Here is a 15,408-nt window from a genome sequence, read left to right on the forward strand (position 1 = left end):
CTCAACGCTCCTGTCCGCAGACGGTGCCGATCGCGCCGGTCAGCACCCGTAGACCATGCTCGACCTCCTCATCGGTGACCGTCAACGGCGGCAACAACTTGACCACTTCGTCCAGCGAACCGGAGGTCTCCACCAGCAGCCCGCGCTCGAAGGCCACCTGGCAGACCTTGCCCGCCTGGGAGGGATCGTCGAAGACGACGCCGTGCACCAATCCGCGCCCTCGCGTTGAGATGCCGGGGAAGTATTCGGCGGCCTGGCTCAGGGCCGCGCCGATCCGCTGTCCCTTGGCCTCGGTGGAGGCCTGCAGGGCACCGTCGGACCAGAAGTGCTCCAACGCGGCCTGTGCGGTGATGAAGGCAGGGTTGTTACCGCGGAAGGTGCCATTGTGCTCACCCGGCGCCCAGACGTCGAGCTCCGGCTTGAACAGCACCAGCGCCAGCGGCAAACCGTAGCCGCCGATGGACTTCGAGAGCGTCACGATATCGGGGGTGATACCGGCGACCTCGAAGGAGAAGAACGGCCCGGTCCGGCCGCACCCCATCTGCACATCGTCGACGATCAGCAAAATGCCACGCGCGGTGCACAATTCGGACAGATGCCGCAGCCACTCGGGGCGCGCGATATTCACACCGCCCTCACCCTGCACCGTCTCCACGATCACCGCGGCTGGCCGGTCGAAACCGGAGGAGGTGTCGTCGAGCACCCGCTCCATCCACTGGAAGTCGGCGGTGGTGTTGTCGAAGTAGCCGTCATAGGGCATATGCGCGGCATGTACCAGCGGCACACCGGCACCAGCCCGCTTGGCGGCATTGCCGGTCACCGACAGCGCACCCAGCGACATGCCGTGGAAGGCGTTGGTGAAGCTGATGATCGTCTCGCGTCCGGTGACCTTGCGGGCCAACTTCAGTGCGGCTTCGACGGCATTCGCGCCGGTCGGACCGGGGAACTGGACCTTGTATTCCAGGCCGCGCGGTGTGAACACGGTGTCGCGAAGGGTTTCCAGCAGTCGACGCTTGGCCACGGTCGACATATCCAGGCCGTGGGTGATCCCGTCACTGGCGATGTAGTCCAGCAGCGGCTGCTTGAGCACCGGATTGTTGTGGCCGTAGTTCAACGCACCCGCTCCGGCGAAGAAGTCGAGGTACTCCTTTCCGTCCTCGGCGCGCAACCAACTCCCGGACGCGGTGGTGAACACCGTCGGCCAGGCGCGGCAATAGCCACGGACATTGGATTCGAGCTCCTCGAAAATGGTCGTCTCGGCGGTAATCATCGTCGATTCTCCTGCTTTCGGGCGGTGGGGGCGATCGAATAGAGGTCTTCGGCAGCGTGGCTGTCGGGGAAGAGTTCGGAATCGAACAGGGGTTGTTTGGTCAGCTCGGCCGATCGGCGACGCGCCACCGAGGCGAACATCGCGATCGAGGCCGGATTGTCCGGTGCGATCGTGGTCTCGAGTGCCGTTACACCAGCTCCGGCCACGGTGTCGAGCAGCGAATCCAGCAGCGCGACGCCGAGGCCGCGTCCCCGCTGCTCCTGCTCGACCGCGACCTGCCACACGAACACCGTCTGCGGTGCCTGCGGACGCAGGTAGCCGATCACGAATCCGACGACCCGGCCACCGACTTCGGCAACCACCGAGGTGCTCGCGAAATCACGACACCACAGCAGGTAGGCGTAGCTGGAATTGGTGTCGAGGACCTGCGAATCCTTGGCGATCCGCCAGATCTCGGCCGCGTCACCGACTCTCGGCGGGCGCAGCACCGGCTGGGTGTGCGGCCCGGCAATCGGTACGGCCGAAGGGTATTCGGTCACCGACGGTTCGATCGTCGTGGTGGACAAGGTGTGCAGTGACATACGTCTCCCTGGTCCGGTCTGCATTACTTATCCAGGCTTACGAAGCAACTTTGAGGTGAACCTGTCGATCTCTTTGCGGTTGTATTACGAAAAGAAAACAACCGCAGGCAGCGTCACACTTCGGTGCCACTGCGGCGTCGGTCACAGTGCTCAGCGCTGCAGATCCAGTCGGTAGCCGAGACCGCGCACGGTGACCACGATGCGCGGCTCGGAGGCGTCGAGCTCGATTTTGGTGCGCAGGCGGCGCATATGAACATCGACGATCCGTTCATCGCCGAAAAAGCCGTCGTCCCATACTCTTTCGAGCAAAACGGTGCGGCTGAGCACCCGTCCGGGCGATTCGGCGAGTTCGCAGAGTAATTTGAATTCGGTGATGGTGAGTCGGATTTCGTCCTCGCCGCGGCGCACCGCACCACCGTCGCGATCCAGCACGAGCGGTCCGTCGGGGTGCGCGTCGAGTACGGCCTCGCGCGGCGCTTCGCGCTCCAACGTCAGGCGCGCGCGTCGGCGCAGTGCCCGCATGCGCGCGGAGATTTCCTTGATCTCGAACGGCTTGGTGACGTAATCGTCGGCACCGGCCTCCAGCGCGGCCACCACATCGTGGGTGTCATCGCGCGAGCTGATCACGATGATCGGCACGTCGTGCTCGCGGCGGATCTCCCTGATGCAATCGAACCCGTCCATGTCCCCGAGCATCAGTTCGACGATCATCACGTCGGGCGCGCCGTTGCTGCGCAGATAGGTCAGCGCGTCCTCGGCCTCCTGTGCCTCGGCAACGTCGTAACCCTCATCTTCCATGGCCGTGCGCAGTGCGCCACGTACCACTTCGTCGTCGTCAACGATCATCAGGTTTGCGGTCAAGCCCTCATCCCTTGCAGCCACGCGGACGCGACGCGACGCGGACACTCGCGTACCCAGAACCGACGCGAAAGCCCGCCTTCGAGCACCTTTGCCAACTGCTTTAATACCCCGACCGACCAATTGGTAAACGGCAGATCACGGGTAGTTGGTTAGCGTCCGGCTACTCCACCCTGCGCAGGAAGACCCGATTTGTGCAAATCGCACGTGACATACGGCACATTTCGGCCAGTGTCACCACTCGTCGCGATGCGATTGTTCCAGCCGGTTGAAGTTGCTGGGCCCGCCGTCGGCCCTGCGCTCCTGATAGCGGAACATCAGCCGGCGCGCGTCGAAGGTGGCGAACCATTCGTCCCAGCCCACCGCGCGCAGCACGGCGCCGCCGTACCCTGGGAAATCGAAGCGCAGGACGCCGAGGCGGCCGTCGTATTCACTGCCGGGCATGGTGGCCGGTCGCGCGCCGCGCTGCTCGGCCCACTGTCGGATCACTTCATGATTGCGGGTGACGAGGAAGCGGCCGGGCTGCTGCGGGCCCTCGCCGCGAACGACTGATTCCGGCGGTTTCTTCAGCGACCTCGAAGCCCCCGGTCCGGCGTACAGATCTCGGGTGCCCGGTCGTCGCTGATCGTTCATGACGACCTCCTTGCGCGTCGGCATCAATAGTCCGGTTCCTCTTCGCGTACCCGCGCGTACCGCCGGGCAAACAGTGGATCGGATCACTACGAAACGCATTGCGCGACAATGCATTCCTTTGTCGATCAGTCGCGCAGCGCGGCGTCGCGCAACTTGCCGAGCGTTCTGGACAGTATGCGCGAGACGTGCATCTGCGAAACCCCGAGCTGTTCGGCGATCTGGGACTGGGTCATGGACTCGAAAAAGCGCATGACCAGCACCTCGCGTTCGCGGTCGGGCAGTTCCTCGATCAGCGGTCGAACCGCCAGATAATCCTCCACATACTGGTAGCTCGACTCTTCCTCGCCGAGACTGTCCAGCAGCGGTTGCGGCGCGTTCTCGGCGTCATCACCGACTACCGCGTCGATCGAACTCGACTGATAGGCATTGCCCGCGATGAGCGCCTGAGTGACCTCGACCAGATCCACATTCAGTTCCGCGGCGATCTCGCGGGCCCTGGGCAGCCGCCCGAGCCGCTGCGATAACGCCTCGATGGTCGGTCCGATGCTGAGCTGGATCTCCTTCGTGCGCCGTGGCACCCGAACCGCCCAGGTGTTGTCCCGGAAATGCCTGCGCACCTCGCCCATGATCGTGGGCACCGCGAACGACAGGAACGAGGAACCGCGCGACACATCGAAGCGATCCACCGCCTGCACAAGACCTAGTCGAGCCACCTGCAGCAGATCGTCGAAGTTCTCCCCGCGTCCGGAGAATTTGCGTGCGATATGTTCGGCCAGCGGCAGGCACCGGCCGATCAACTCCTCGCGCAACAGTTCTCGACGGTGATCGGTCAGGTCGATGGCGGCGATCTTTTCGAAGAGCGGCTCGATATTGTCGTAACTGTCGCGGTGCGCTCTCGAATCAGCCGCCATCACCACTCCGTGCCCAGCTGAAGTCGACGACGGTCGGATATCCGGAAACCGAATTGTCGAACGGCTCCTGTGCCGCCGAGATCGACTGCGTCAGCGTGCGGACGATATGCCAGCCGAATCCGGCCTGACCGACCACCTTCTCCGACACCGCGACGGCGGCGACGCGGACGAACATCTCGTGATCGTTGTATGTGAAATCACAATCCACGGTCGACCCCGGTGTTGCCTCCAGGATCAACGAGGTGGCTACCTCGTCGAGCGCGAGCCGGATGTCGACCACCTCATCGATCGCGAAATCGGCGATGAGCGCGACTGTTTCGGCGAGTGCGCGCAGCATGGTCAGCTGCTCCAACTCGGCAGGGATGCGTACTCCGATCGTCGTCGTCTTCTCCGTCTTCTCCGCCGCGGACTGGGAACTCCACTCCCCCATGCCCATCACCACCTCTTTTCCTCCGAGCCGACCGGAACCTGCCTTCGAGTCGGGGGCCATTCGCGACTTACCCGACCGGTCACCATCGAAACATCGCAACCGTGTGGATCCGACTCAGTCGGCCTCGATTCGTTCATGCGCAGTCAACAGCAGATGGTCGAATCTCGTGCGCAATTCGGCCATCGAATCGGTCAGCGTGCCGAGGTCGGCGACCAACCGGGCGGCCAGTTCCCGCAACTTGATATTGGTCTCCTGGGAGCGCCAGCTCAGCACCCGGAACGCCTGTTCGGCGTTGACGCCGTACACCAGCATCAACGCGCCCTTGGCCTGCTCGATCACCGCCCGCGCGGCATACAGCTCGGGCAGTGCGTCATCGAGGGTTTCCTGTTGTCGCTCCTCGAGCGCGTCGGTGACATCGATGTAGTACCCCGACGTCCCGATCACCCTTTCCGACTCATCGAGCATCTGATCGGCCACCACGATGACGTGGTGCACGCGACCGGTCGTATCGATGATTCGGTGCCGACTGGAGAACGGCTGCGCGTTTTCGATGGAGTTGGCCAGGGTATCGGCGACCTGCGCCCGATCCTCGGGATGCTTATGCGACAACAGCAATTCGGTGCTCGGGGTCACCGTCCCCGGCTCGTATCCATGCAGTTGCGCGACCTCATCGGACCACTCCCACCGCTGGTCGGCGAACCAGAAGTTGAAGGTGCCCACACTCTGCGCCTTACCCATAGCGATGACTCTGCCCAACACCCGCGCCTGCTCGGGCGAAACCGATCCACTCTCCATCACATCGCAAGTATGGAGTGTGATCATGCTCGGTGCGGGGATATCGGCTCGACCAGGGACTTAAGGCCTCATTATGTGTCGAGCGCGGCGCGCATGGTCGGAAAATCACAGCACAAGGCGCGCACGCCGGTAACAGCGAGCACCCGCTCGATCTCCTGGCGCCCAGAGACGATCCGCACCGCGGGGCCGCCGTGCGCGACCCGCTCGGTGATCGCTCCAATGGCGGCCGCGACCCGAATACTCAGGAATTTGGTGGCGCGCAGATCCAGGACAACCGCATGGCACCGGGTCGCAACGGCGCGTTCGAGCATGGCGCGGAATTCCGGAAGCGCGGCCGCGTCGAGCTCACCCTCGGCTCGCACCACCACACACTGTTTACGGCGGTCGACCCGCTGTGCCCAGAACCGGTTGCCTGGTCGTTCACCGGCCGGGTGTCGACCGTTGGATCGATGCTGAAGAGCGGCTGACATGTCAAACCTCCCAATGGAGATACCGGTCCTGGGCGGAGGATCGGATCGGCAGGAGGGCGACGGTTGGAGGAATATCACTACGCTGCGTCGGTCGTCGCCACACTGTCGAGTGTCGCTGTGCGCTCCCGCTGGCCGAGTCCCGCGTGGGGTACCGCTTCGAACCCGGGTTCGGCTGTAAGTCTCAACCGCATCAAGTCTGGCACGCCGGCGTGCCCCGGATCAACCATCGTCAACTATCCGAGCCAGCGCGGCGGTCGCGCCAGCGCCACGGCAGCATCACCCAGGCCACCGCGAACAGCAGCGCGACCACCACACCCGCCACCGCACCGGTGATGGCGCCAGCGACGGCTGCCATCACCAGAATCGTCGCGCCGGTCAACGCGACGCCGAGCAGCGCGATCCCGGCCATCGCGCAGCGATGCGCCGCCGCCACCACATTGCCCAGCCGATGCCGCCGGAACAGGATGCGATGCCAGGACACCGGTGCGACCAGGAACACTGTCGCCCCCATCGCGGCGGAGACAGTGCCCAGATATAGCAGTCGCATCGGCTGCGACAAGGTGGTGAATCCGGCCTGGAACGGGAGGATCAGTAGGGCGCTGATCAAGAACTGCACACCGGTCTGCACGACGCGCAGTTCCTGCACCAGATTCGACCAATTGCGGTCCAGCCGTTGGGTTTCGGTCTCGTGCCTGGCTTTGCGATCCCATTCCTGATCATCGATGGTCACGGCTGGGTCATCGCCTTTCGATGTCGTCGCCATGGCTGCTCCTGGGTTCGCGCTCCGTGTTGGCGGCGTACCCGCGCCGGGCCGCCGTACACCCCGCGATCGTTGATCGCCACCGCTGATTCGGTGTTGGACGGGCGGGTATGCCGACGATGACGCCGATGCGATCGGCGGCATCGTTTCGAGGAGGAGCGATCCATGATGAGATTCACCGTAAACAGCCGAGGTCGCATCGCCGCGGCGGTGGCCGCTGCGGCCGCGCTTGCGGTCTTGGCGAGCGGCTGCGAGGAGGCCGAGAAGGCCGTGAACAAGGGCGGCGACACCCCCTGCAACGAATTCGTCGCGCAGGACAAGGACAAACAGCGTGTCACGGTGACCAAATTCCTCGAACAGGAACGCAACGGCAATGCGCCGGCGACCAATGACCAGACCGTCGACGCCTCGATCGCCGCCATCGAACTGATGTGCCGGGCCCAGGCCAATCCGGACACTCCTATCCGCAAAGCGGACTTGACCGGAATCCTGGTGCCGAAGTAATTCTCGGTAGAACGAAGTAATGGGTTGCCGGACCGATTGTCCGACAACCCATTACCTGTCATACGCAGCGATTATCGATAATCATTGCCCCTGTTGGTAAGCGCGCTGGCGCTGTTCGTCGAGCTTGGCTTCGGCACGCTGCTTCTCGGCGGCCGCTTCCTTGCTGGCTGCTTCACGCTGTGATTCCGCCTTATCCTGCTGGGCCTTGCCTTCGTCCCGCAGGTCGTCCTTTCCGAAGACTGCGCCGGCGGCCTCCTTGACCTTGCCCTTGGCGTCCTCGACGACGCCTTCGACACCTTCGCGGGGACCACTCTTCTGCTCGGCCACGATATCTACCTCCGAAATATCGGTTTTCAGGTGGACATTCGACGCATACCCGGGATCTGCGCGTTGAATCCGGACTTCGCATTTTCTTCGCGCATTCCGGAGATTCGCGCCGCATATCGGGATGTTTCGGCAGTGCGGCAGCGGTTATCGCCGGAACATGAGGTCCCTGTGGTTGAACGATGCCGAGGTACCGGCCCGGCTGCGGCTCACGCCGGGCCTGCGGTTCGATACCGTCGTGATCGGCGCCGGGCTCACCGGCCTGGTGACCGCCCTGCTGCTGGCTGAGAGCGGCGTTGACGTGGCGGTGCTGGAGAGTAAGCGAGTCGGGGAGGGCACCACCGGTGCCAGTACCGCGAAGGTCAGTCTGCTGCAAGGGACTCGAGCGCAACGGATCCGTGCCCGCCACGGCGATCCGGCGCTGACCGACTATGTCGAGGCCAATCGCGAAGGGCAGCAATGGTTATTGCACTATTGCGCAGAGCATTCGGTGCCGGTCCAGCGCGTTCCGGCGCTCACCTACGCGCAAAGCGCGGCCGAAATATCCACTGTGCGAAGGGAATACGAGGCGACACGCGCTGCCGGTCTGGACACCACGCTTGTCGAGGAGCTGGATGTGCCGTTCCCGACGCACGGTGCGGTGCGGCTCGACAACCAGGCCCAGCTCGATCCGATGGCGCTGCTGGCCAGTCTGGCCGCCGATATCGAATCGCGTGGCGCTGCGATCTTCGAATCCACCCGCGCCAAGGGCGTGCACAGTGGCGAGCACGACCGGTTGGTCATCGAGACCGAGCACGGCGATCTGGTCGCGCGCACGGTGATCCTGGCCACCGGCACGCCGATACTCGATCGCGGCGGCTTCTTCGCGCGGCTCACCGCCGAGCGCTCCTATCTGAGCGCCTTCCGGGTCGCCGAGCCGATTCCATGCGAAATGTTCATCAGCGCGGGTGAGCCCACTCGGTCACTGCGCTATACCCCCGGACCTGATGGCGCGGATTTGCTGCTGGTCGGCGGCAACGGCCACGTGGTCGGCCGCACGAATGCAGCCAGCCGCGGGATCGAGCAGTTGATCGCCTGGACACGACGCTACTTCCCCACCGCCGAACCGCTGCAGAGCTGGTCCGCGCAGGACTATCACCCAGTCGACGAACTGCCGTACGTCGGTCCGCTGCTGCCCAGGCAGAATCACCTCCTGCTCGCCACCGGCTACGCCAAATGGGGTTTGACGAACGGCATCGCCGCCGCCTTGGCGCTCGCGGGCCGGGTCAACGGCAAACCACCGCAGTGGTCCGATACCTTCGCCAGCTGGCGTCCGAGCGAACTCAAGTCGCTACCGGCCGCCGTATTCGCCAATAGTTCTGTGGCCCAACAGCTTTCCCTCGGCTGGCTGCGCATACTCGGCACCGGCTTCGGTGAAGTTCCCGCTGAGGGTTGCGGCCGCGTCGAACGGCACGGCCTGCGACCGACCGCCGTATGCACCGTGGACGGCGCCACCACCGAGGTCTCCGCGGTCTGCCCGCATCTGGGCGGCATCGTGCGTTGGAACGATGCGGAGCGATCGTGGGATTGCCCGCTGCACGGCTCCCGCTTCGACGCCGACGGCACCCTGCTCGAGGGCCCGGCCACGAACTCGTTGACACCGATCTCCGGCCCGTTCCCCAGCCCCGTCCCGCCGGGCTGACCGCGCGTAAACCGCGCGGCTTTGCGGGCGTCGCGACCACATTCAGGGGATGCTAGGAATTTGCTCCATGGCGGGGCAGAATATTTTGTACGGATGAATGTTCCTGAGTGACCGTTCTTGTTCCACAGGTCACCTCGCCCACTGATCGGGGGCGGAAATCGACAACATGCACCGAAACGGCGAGCGCCCGAAAGGGCTTTCTGTTTCCGCGCTGGCGGCGGTAGCGAACCCGTCGTACTCGCGAATCGACACGTGGAATCTGCTGGACGACGCGTGCCGTCGGCTCGCCGAAGTCAACCGTGCCGGGCTGGACACTACCCACGAAGCCGCCCGGGTGCGCCGGCTGCTGGATCGTCTCGGCGCCTACGAGCGGTACTGGCTGTACCCGGGCGCGGCGAGACTGGCGGCGTTTCGCGGGTATCTCGACAGTCTTGCGACCGTACGGCTCACCGAGCATGTGTCGCTGGCGGTGCGCCTGCTCTCCGAGTACGGCGACGGTACCGCTGTGTTCGACACATCCGCACCGCTGGCCGATCAGGAACTCGTGGCGCGGGCCAAACAGCAGCAGTTCTTCACCGTCCTGCTCGGTGACGACTCCCCGCCCGAAGCACCCGAGAGCCTGGCGGAGAGCCTGCGGGCGCTTCGCGACCAGTCCGACGATGTGCGGTTCGAGCTGCTCGTCGTGCCCAGCATCGAAGACGCCATCACCGCCGTCGCGTTGAACGGCGAGATTCAGGCGGCGATCATCCGCCACGACCTGCCGCTTCGCTCACGCGACCGGGTGCCGTTGATGACCAGATTGCTCGGCGTCAACGACGACGTTGTCGTGACCGATCGCACGCAGAACTGGGTCGAATGTGGTGAGTGGATCAGGCAGTTGCGGCCGCATATCGATCTGTATCTACTGACCGACGAATCGATCGCCGCGGAGACCGAAGACGAGTCGAACGTCTATGACCGCACGTTCTATCGGCTCAACGATGTCACCGACCTGTACAGCACGGTGCTCGCCGGGTTCCGGAGCCGGTTCGCCACCCCGTTCTTCGACGCCCTGCGTGCCTATGCGGCCGCGCCGGTCGGCCAGTTCCACGCCCTTCCTGTCGCGCGGGGCGCCAGCATCTTCAACTCCAAGACGTTGCACGATATGGGCGAATTCTATGGCCGCAACATCTTCATGGCCGAGACATCGTCCACCTCCGGCGGACTGGACTCACTGCTGGACCCGCACGGCACAATCAGGGCGGCCATGGACAAAGCCGCGAAGACATGGCGTGCCGATCAGACCTACTTCGTCACCAACGGCACGTCCACCGCCAACAAGATCGTTGTGCAGGCCCTGACCCGGCCGGGCGACATCGTTCTGATCGACCGAAATTGCCATAAGTCGCACCACTACGGTCTGGTGCTCGCCGGGGCGTACCCGAGGTACCTCGAGGCCTATCCGCTCGAGTCGTTCGCGATCTACGGAGCGGTGTCCCTGCACACCATCAAGAAGGCGCTGCTGGACCTCGAGGCGTCCGGGCAACTGGACCGAGTGCGCATGCTGCTGCTCACGAACTGCACTTTCGACGGCATCGTCTACAACCCCCGGCGCGTGATGGAGGAGGTCCTGGCGATCAAGCCGGACATCTGCTTCCTGTGGGATGAGGCGTGGTACGCGTTCGCGACCGCGGTGCCCTGGGCCCGGCAGCGGACCGCGATGGTTGCCGCCGAACAACTCGAATCGATGTTGTCCGCGCCAGCGTACGCCGAGGAATACCGCGCGTGGCGTGCGTCGATGCAAGGAGTCGACCGCGCCGAGTGGACCAACCACCGGCTGCTTCCCGACCCCGAACGCGCGCGGGTACGCGTGTATGCGACGCATTCCACTCACAAGTCGCTATCGGCGCTTCGGCAGGCGTCGATGATCCATGTCCACGACCAGGATTTCAGAGCTCTCACCCGTGAGGCGTTCGGTGAGGCGTTTTTGACCCACACCTCGACCTCCCCGAACCAGCAACTCCTGGCGTCGTTGGACTTGGCGCGTCGCCAGGTCGACATCGAAGGCTTCCAGCTGGTCCGGCAGGTCTACGACATGGCGCTGGTCTTCCGCCACCGCGTCCGCAAAGACCGGCTGATCGGCAAGTGGTTCCGCATCCTCGACGAGGACGACTTGGTGCCCAATGAGTTCCGGCTCTCCGAAGTCAGCTCTTACCGACAAGTCAGGCAGGGTGGCCTGGCGGAGTGGAACGAGGCGTGGCGGTCCGATCAATTCGTGCTCGACCCGACTCGGGTCACCCTGTTCATCGGCAAGACCGGCATGAACGGGTTCGAGTTCCGCGAGAAAGTTCTGATGGACCGGTTCGGTATCCAGATCAACAAGACCTCGATCAACAGTGTGCTGTTGATCTTCACGATCGGCGTCACCTGGTCGAGCGTGCACTACCTGCTCGATGTGCTGCGGCGGGTGGCCACCGACTTCGAGCACAGCCAGCGCTCGGCCGGTAAAGCCGATCAGGCCCTGCAACAGCGCCGGATCGACGAGATCACCAAGGAGCTGCCTGCCCTACCTGACTTCAGCGAGTTCGACAGCGTATTTCGTCCCGACGGCGCCCTCTCGTTCGGCGACATGCGATCGGCCTTCTATGCCGGGTATGAGGAATCCGACCGCGAACACATCCTGATCGGTGAGGCCGGGCGACGGATCGCCAAAGGCAAGACCTTGGTGTCCACCACCTTCGTGGTCCCCTATCCGCCCGGCTTCCCGGTGCTGGTCCCGGGGCAGGTGATCTCGAGGGAGATCCTGTATTTCCTGGCCGAGCTCGACGTCAAGGAAATACATGGATACAACCCCGACCTCGGGTTGTCGGTCTTCACCGAGGCCGCGCTCGCACGGCTGGCCGGAGCTCGGCACGCGATTGCCACCGCGTCCGGCGACGCGCCGCGGACAGCTCCGGAGTCAGATCGCGCGCTGGCTCGGATGCAGTCGCGATAGTGCGCACGGCATAAGCATCACCAGTTGTCGGGTTCGTCGCCGCGCATTCGTTTCAGGGCCAACTCGATCCAGGATTCGAAGTAATTGGTGAGATCGCCGGTCGTGGCGGGGCGGATGGTGATGTGCTCGCGGGTTTGCTGCTGGATGTATCGGCCGTCGCTTTCGGTATCGAACCATCCGATGGCGTACCAGGGCGCGGGGCGGCTGTGCAGGTATCCGGCGAGCAGGCCCGCGACGCCCGCGCCGGAGCGGTGCTGAGTCAGACGATCGAAACGTTCCAATGGACTGTTGCGACCGTGGCCATTGTTGCCGGAACGCAGGTCCTCGATATGGAAGGTGTCCGGTTTGGCGCTGCCGGGAGGAACCGAGGGCAGGATGGCGGCCAAGCGTGCCGCCAGCTGTTCGGTGCGGAACAGCCGACAGCGAATAGGGCTGTCGACACCGCCCGCGGCGGTCTGGGTGAGCATCACCGCGTGAAAGGGGGTCCGAGCGCCGAGGACGCGGTATTCCCGGGGTTCGCCCTTGCCGAGAATCGTTGATTCACCGGCGATTTCGATGCGCAACTCGGAGGTAGTGAGGGTGTGTAAGGCGAGTTCGATCTGCTCGGATTCCTCGACATCGTAGCGGGCTCGCACGGCGGCCCGATGCGCGGCGACCTCGTCGTTAGTGGCCAAACGGCTGATATAACGCAGTGGGTGCGGGAAGCGGTCATTCGCATCGCTATACCACAGCGCCGCGAAATCGTCCGGTTCCCAACTCCATTCGGCCATCGTGGTCTTCCAATCAGCATCATGCGACGGCACGCCACGTCCCGGGTCCGGTGTGGGCTCTCGAGACAGGCAGCGGGCCAACGAAATTCAGGTAAGGCACTTCGGCCGTCGATATCTCTACCGGCGACCGGGGATCAACTCGGTGTCGGTCCGGGTTCGGCGTTGTCGCCACCGATCACGCCACCGGGAACAGTTTTCGGGGCGGGCCCGAGCAACTCTTCGGTGTTCTCCATATTCCGAAGCCACTCGGGGAGCTGATGGGACTCGTCGTCGCCTTTGGATTGGCCACGGCCACCGCCCATTCCACCCATTCCCGACATGCCCGAGGTGCCGGTGCTGGTAGTCGCCGCACGTGCCGCGTTGGCTGTCGTGCCGGATGCGGTCGGTGTGCCTGGCACGCTGCTGCCGGGCTTGCCCGAGGTGGTGCCGGAGGTGCCACCCAGCCCGCTGCCCGTGCTGCCCGGATAGCTGCTCGGCGTCGTCGAAGTGCTCGTCGTGGGAGTCACCGAACTCGGCTGGGTAGCGGAGGTATTCGACGGTGTCTGCGACGATGAACCGGTACTCGTCGGAGTGGTCGACGACGGATCCTGCGAATTGTTCGTCGTCGGATCGGTGGTGGGCTGTGAATTTTCCTTCTGGTCGCCGCCGTTGCCCTGATCGCCGGTCCCAGAAGTCGGGTTAGCGCCGCCGTTTCCAGTTGTCCCCGGGGTATACCCGTTGTTCTTGGTTTCGGGTGCCTTGTACAATGGATCGGTTGGGCTGTTCGGCACCGGGAGCACTGGAATCTGCTTATCCGCCGAAACGAACGTTGTTACGTAATGACTGCGCATGGCTTCCCGTGCGGAACTCTCGCAATCGTTGCGTACCGCAGCAGAATTGGGGCCGTGGTAAATGCCCAGGTTCCAACTCTTCGGGTTGTACCATGATCCGCCGTCCGGCGGCTTGTCCACCGCTTTCTGGGTATCGTTGACGCCCTGGGCCGCTGCTGACACCCGGTCGGCGAGGTTCTGCAGCGGGGTCGTCAGATCCAATGCGGCCTTGGCGTATTTGCTGATCGCGTCCCGCGAACTGTTCGCGGCAGTGCCGTCCCAGGCTGCCGAGCTCGAATGATTGATCCGGTTGGCGAACAGTTCCGCCGCCGAAGCCCAGCGAGTGGCGATCTCGGCGTACTCACTGGAGCCGTTGTGCGCCTCGGTTGTATTCAGCGGAGTGAACGCGTTGTAGATCTTCCAATGATTCCAGCTATCGACATGTTCACCGCCACCAGGAATCTTCGACGGCTCATTCGAATCGCTCATTTCGAGGCACCGATAGCCGGGGGCGTTGTCACGCCGAGTTGGGTCGGGGTGCCGATCTGGCTGGGTTCCCTATTCGCCATCAACTCGTTGTAGCGAGCGGCGAATTCTTGATCCTGCTCGACGTATTTCTGAGCAATTGCGTGATGGAGGTTTTGTATGTCGTCGACGATCTTGTAATGCTGTTCCAGAACGTCGTAGACGTTGTTGTCCGTGTCGGTGGCTGGATTGACGATCTTGGCCTTACCACGGAAGCGAGCCACCAGCGTGGCGGCCGAAGTCATACCGTCCGTCGTCTCGCCGAGACCCCAGTGCTCACGGCGCGAGATGGTTTGCGCGATACGTTGAAGAGCTTGTATCTCATCTTTGAAAGCTTGGCAGTCACGTTCGATGTAGACGAACTCGTCGGCGTTGACACGCACTTCGTTGCTGAAATTGAGAGTCAGCTTGCCATCCTGAGCGTCCTTGATCGCGCTGGCCAGTGGGCCCGCAGATGTCGGTGTCGTGGTGTCGGCGCTCATAGTTCGTTTTCCTCCCCAGGGCTTTCCGGCCGGGATCGACCAGAGGCGATTAAAGTCTAGAGGGTGGCAGGTATCGCTGGAACAATCTGGCCCGCAAGGCGCTTCGCGATCTCGCAAGCGTGCTGATTCCCAGACTTCCGGCGTGACGGGGGGTTATCGACGCTGATCTCGAGACTGCCACCCTTCACTTCGACGTTGATTGCGCAGTCCGCATGCGGATCCTGCCCGCTGACATGGGAAGTGAGTGCAGCCCGCCCGCCGACCGTGAGCTCCTCATCGACCGTAAAGTCCTTGTTCGCTCGCACCATCGCCAGGGTTATGTTCGTCATGTCGATAGTAGGGCTGTACCCGTCGGACTGAACCCAACCGCAGCCGCGCCACTTCATGCCGCCAGGCCTATCTGCAGTGTCTGGGTCCGGCTTGATCAGCTGTTCCTGCTGAATCACCGACTGCGGGATGTCCTTACACGCATCGAAGCCCGCTGGCACATCCACTGCGATGGTCGGCGTTACGGACGCACTGCTCGTATTGCCCTTCGATTCACCGATGGAGTTGCATGCCGAAACCAGCATGATCAGCCCCGCGCCGAGAACCGCACCCCGGACCAAACCGCTCCAGCTGGCCATATCGC

17 protein-coding genes are annotated in these 15,408 nt (G+C 63.7%); 3 read left to right on the plus strand and 14 right to left on the minus strand.

The genetic code is table 11. The annotated features are described in order from the left end of the window. Position 1 precedes the first annotated feature (1 nt). From ectB to ACQP2U_RS20440, 9 genes are all read right to left on the minus strand, one after another. Positions 2-1,270 carry a diaminobutyrate--2-oxoglutarate transaminase gene (ectB, locus tag ACQP2U_RS20400; RefSeq protein WP_433716122.1) on the minus strand — a complete coding sequence of 423 codons (1,269 nt, stop codon included), beginning with the start codon at positions 1,268-1,270 and terminating at the stop codon, positions 2-4. Further along, positions 1,267-1,851, minus strand: a complete 585-nt coding sequence (gene ectA / locus ACQP2U_RS20405; RefSeq protein ID WP_433716123.1) for a diaminobutyrate acetyltransferase — start codon at positions 1,849-1,851, stop codon at positions 1,267-1,269. The genes ectB and ectA overlap by 4 nt, the downstream gene beginning before the upstream one ends. Before the next feature lie 150 nt (positions 1,852-2,001). Further along, on the minus strand, positions 2,002-2,712 hold the full coding sequence (locus ACQP2U_RS20410) for a response regulator (protein ID WP_433716124.1): 711 nt from the start codon (positions 2,710-2,712) through the stop codon (positions 2,002-2,004). 231 nt (positions 2,713-2,943) lie between these two features. Beyond that, complete coding sequence (locus ACQP2U_RS20415) at positions 2,944-3,342, minus strand: hypothetical protein (protein ID WP_397030040.1); 399 nt, start codon at positions 3,340-3,342, stop codon at positions 2,944-2,946. A 125-nt stretch (positions 3,343-3,467) separates the two neighbouring features. Beyond that, positions 3,468-4,253 carry an RNA polymerase sigma factor SigF gene (locus ACQP2U_RS20420; RefSeq protein WP_433716125.1) on the minus strand — a complete coding sequence of 262 codons (786 nt, stop codon included), beginning with the start codon at positions 4,251-4,253 and terminating at the stop codon, positions 3,468-3,470. Beyond that, positions 4,243-4,743, minus strand: coding sequence for an ATP-binding protein (locus ACQP2U_RS20425; RefSeq protein ID WP_397030036.1), 501 nt, complete (start codon positions 4,741-4,743; stop codon positions 4,243-4,245). Before ACQP2U_RS20425 ends, ACQP2U_RS20420 begins: the two co-directional genes overlap by 11 nt. A gap of 54 nt (positions 4,744-4,797) precedes the next feature. Continuing rightward, positions 4,798-5,478: a PAS and ANTAR domain-containing protein gene (locus tag ACQP2U_RS20430; protein ID WP_433716536.1), complete on the minus strand. Its 681-nt coding sequence runs from the start codon at positions 5,476-5,478 to the stop codon at positions 4,798-4,800. A gap of 71 nt (positions 5,479-5,549) precedes the next feature. Further along, complete coding sequence (locus ACQP2U_RS20435) at positions 5,550-5,948, minus strand: STAS domain-containing protein (protein WP_433716126.1); 399 nt, start codon at positions 5,946-5,948, stop codon at positions 5,550-5,552. 229 nt (positions 5,949-6,177) lie between these two features. Further along, positions 6,178-6,711: a DUF6328 family protein gene (locus ACQP2U_RS20440; protein WP_433716127.1), complete on the minus strand. Its 534-nt coding sequence runs from the start codon at positions 6,709-6,711 to the stop codon at positions 6,178-6,180. Between the two features lie 162 nt (positions 6,712-6,873). Between ACQP2U_RS20440 and ACQP2U_RS20445 the strand changes: the two genes are divergently transcribed. Continuing rightward, a complete protein-coding gene (locus tag ACQP2U_RS20445) occupies positions 6,874-7,212 on the plus strand; it encodes a hypothetical protein (RefSeq protein ID WP_433716128.1) in 339 nt (112 codons plus the stop codon). Between the two features lie 81 nt (positions 7,213-7,293). On the opposite strand, the gene mbp1 is transcribed toward ACQP2U_RS20445, so the two are convergent. Continuing rightward, positions 7,294-7,539 carry a microaggregate-binding protein 1 gene (gene mbp1 / locus ACQP2U_RS20450; RefSeq protein ID WP_397030029.1) on the minus strand — a complete coding sequence of 82 codons (246 nt, stop codon included), beginning with the start codon at positions 7,537-7,539 and terminating at the stop codon, positions 7,294-7,296. A gap of 157 nt (positions 7,540-7,696) precedes the next feature. Here mbp1 and ACQP2U_RS20455 point away from each other — a divergent pair, with 157 nt between their 5' ends. After that, positions 7,697-9,217: an FAD-dependent oxidoreductase gene (locus ACQP2U_RS20455; RefSeq protein WP_433716129.1), complete on the plus strand. Its 1,521-nt coding sequence runs from the start codon at positions 7,697-7,699 to the stop codon at positions 9,215-9,217. A gap of 166 nt (positions 9,218-9,383) precedes the next feature. Then, a complete protein-coding gene (locus tag ACQP2U_RS20460) occupies positions 9,384-12,191 on the plus strand; it encodes an aminotransferase class I/II-fold pyridoxal phosphate-dependent enzyme (protein ID WP_433716130.1) in 2,808 nt (935 codons plus the stop codon). Positions 12,192-12,208: 17 nt separating this feature from the next. On the opposite strand, the gene ACQP2U_RS20465 is transcribed toward ACQP2U_RS20460, so the two are convergent. The 4 genes from ACQP2U_RS20465 to ACQP2U_RS20480 all read right to left on the minus strand — a co-directional run bounded on the left by ACQP2U_RS20465 (position 12,209) and on the right by ACQP2U_RS20480 (position 15,403). After that, positions 12,209-12,994: an ESX secretion-associated protein EspG gene (locus ACQP2U_RS20465; protein ID WP_433716131.1), complete on the minus strand. Its 786-nt coding sequence runs from the start codon at positions 12,992-12,994 to the stop codon at positions 12,209-12,211. A 101-nt stretch (positions 12,995-13,095) separates the two neighbouring features. Next, on the minus strand, positions 13,096-14,259 hold the full coding sequence (locus ACQP2U_RS20470; RefSeq protein WP_433716132.1) for a WXG100 family type VII secretion target: 1,164 nt from the start codon (positions 14,257-14,259) through the stop codon (positions 13,096-13,098). Further along, entirely contained in the window at positions 14,256-14,777 is a 522-nt protein-coding gene (locus tag ACQP2U_RS20475; RefSeq protein ID WP_433716133.1) for a hypothetical protein, read from the minus strand. The genes ACQP2U_RS20470 and ACQP2U_RS20475 overlap by 4 nt, the downstream gene beginning before the upstream one ends. A gap of 56 nt (positions 14,778-14,833) precedes the next feature. Then, entirely contained in the window at positions 14,834-15,403 is a 570-nt protein-coding gene (locus ACQP2U_RS20480; protein ID WP_433716134.1) for a DUF3558 domain-containing protein, read from the minus strand. Positions 15,404-15,408: the final 5 nt, after the last annotated feature.

Origin of the sequence: Nocardia sp. CA-084685 (assembly GCF_050955785.1) — a bacterium.
In the GTDB taxonomy this organism is placed as follows: Bacteria; Actinomycetota; Actinomycetes; order Mycobacteriales; family Mycobacteriaceae; genus Nocardia.

Excerpts from the sequence above, each read along its gene's own strand:
- ectB (WP_433716122.1), bottom strand. The coding sequence starts at position 1,270 with ATGATTACCGCCGAGACGACCATTTTCGAGGAGCTCGAATCCAATGTC.
- ectA (WP_433716123.1), bottom strand. The coding sequence starts at position 1,851 with ATGTCACTGCACACCTTGTCCACCACGACGATCGAACCGTCGGTGACC.
- ACQP2U_RS20415 (WP_397030040.1), bottom strand. The coding sequence starts at position 3,342 with ATGAACGATCAGCGACGACCGGGCACCCGAGATCTGTACGCCGGACCG.
- ACQP2U_RS20420 (WP_433716125.1), bottom strand. The coding sequence starts at position 4,253 with ATGGCGGCTGATTCGAGAGCGCACCGCGACAGTTACGACAATATCGAG.
- ACQP2U_RS20425 (WP_397030036.1), bottom strand. The coding sequence starts at position 4,743 with ATGGCCCCCGACTCGAAGGCAGGTTCCGGTCGGCTCGGAGGAAAAGAG.
- ACQP2U_RS20430 (WP_433716536.1), bottom strand. The coding sequence starts at position 5,478 with ATGGAGAGTGGATCGGTTTCGCCCGAGCAGGCGCGGGTGTTGGGCAGA.
- ACQP2U_RS20435 (WP_433716126.1), bottom strand. The coding sequence starts at position 5,948 with ATGTCAGCCGCTCTTCAGCATCGATCCAACGGTCGACACCCGGCCGGT.
- ACQP2U_RS20440 (WP_433716127.1), bottom strand. The coding sequence starts at position 6,711 with ATGGCGACGACATCGAAAGGCGATGACCCAGCCGTGACCATCGATGAT.
- ACQP2U_RS20445 (WP_433716128.1), top strand. The coding sequence starts at position 6,874 with ATGATGAGATTCACCGTAAACAGCCGAGGTCGCATCGCCGCGGCGGTG.
- ACQP2U_RS20455 (WP_433716129.1), top strand. The coding sequence starts at position 7,697 with ATGAGGTCCCTGTGGTTGAACGATGCCGAGGTACCGGCCCGGCTGCGG.
- ACQP2U_RS20460 (WP_433716130.1), top strand. The coding sequence starts at position 9,384 with ATGCACCGAAACGGCGAGCGCCCGAAAGGGCTTTCTGTTTCCGCGCTG.
- ACQP2U_RS20470 (WP_433716132.1), bottom strand. The coding sequence starts at position 14,259 with ATGAGCGATTCGAATGAGCCGTCGAAGATTCCTGGTGGCGGTGAACAT.
- ACQP2U_RS20475 (WP_433716133.1), bottom strand. The coding sequence starts at position 14,777 with ATGAGCGCCGACACCACGACACCGACATCTGCGGGCCCACTGGCCAGC.
- ACQP2U_RS20480 (WP_433716134.1), bottom strand. The coding sequence starts at position 15,403 with ATGGCCAGCTGGAGCGGTTTGGTCCGGGGTGCGGTTCTCGGCGCGGGG.